1 protein-coding gene is annotated in these 955 nt (G+C 70.1%); it reads right to left on the bottom strand.

What is annotated here, in order from left to right:
* Nucleotides 1-955 (bottom strand): DUF637 domain-containing protein (locus IE093_RS22295; RefSeq protein WP_189473133.1); only part of this gene is annotated, 955 nt, incomplete at both ends.

Raw genomic sequence — 955 nt, 5'->3', positions numbered from 1 at the left:
TCCACCAGCGCTTCGTTGGCGCCGGCGGCCAAGGCGCCGGTCCTGAAGTCGCCGCCCGTGGCTTCGGCGACCGCGCCGCCGGCCAATGCATGCAGGGCGATCTTCCGCGGGCTGCCTGATGGCAGGTTTTGATCGCCCACGGCGTCGAACAGCACGGCGGAGACCACTTCGGTCAATACGCCGTCGAGACCAGCCTCGAGGTTGTCGCTCAGGCTGCCGCTGTCGATGGCGGTGCGCACGCCGGCGTGGATGGCCGATTGCGCGGTACGCTCGCCGGCAAGGCGGGCGACGTCACTGGCGTTGCTGAAGTCGAGTTGGTTGGTGTCGGTGGGCTCGCCCATGACACCCCGGGTGACCCCGGCACTGACGGCGGCGATGGCCGCTCCACGCAGGCTGTCACTCGAGAAGGTGTCGTCGAGGGTGTCGCCGAGATCGCCGCGGTTGTTGATGGCGCTGACGGTGGCGGTGCTGGCCATGCTGGTCAGCGCGGCCGTGGCCGCGACGTTGGCCCAGCCCGCGGCGGCGCCGGCCGACGCGGCGGCCCAGGCGCTGCCGGCGGCGGTGGAGGCCCCCGCCGCCGAGGCACCACTGGCCACCAGGCCACTGGCGGCGCCGGCGGTGAAGTAGGCCACGACGATGGCGACGACCAGCTGGGCGACGCCACTCAGCCCGGAGTGTTCGTATTCCCAGCTGTCGTGGATTTCCTTGACCCGCCGCCAGTCGATGTCGCCGCGCTCTTCCATGTCCTTGAGCCAGGCGAGGTCGGGGTCGGCTTCGACCATGGCGTCGATGGTCTGGCTGACGGTTTGTTCATTGATCTCGGGCACGTCGGCGACGATGCCGTCGGCGGCCTGGATCACGAGGTTGCCCTTGGCGATCAGTTGGCTCTGACGCAGGGTCTCGTCGGTACGCCCCTTGCCCCGCGCCGATTGCCAGGCGATGTTGCCACTGCGCT

The organism is Litchfieldella qijiaojingensis, from assembly GCF_014651875.1.
Taxonomy (GTDB): domain Bacteria; phylum Pseudomonadota; class Gammaproteobacteria; order Pseudomonadales; family Halomonadaceae; genus Litchfieldella; species Litchfieldella qijiaojingensis.
This window is presented reverse-complemented; position numbering and strand designations above follow the sequence as displayed.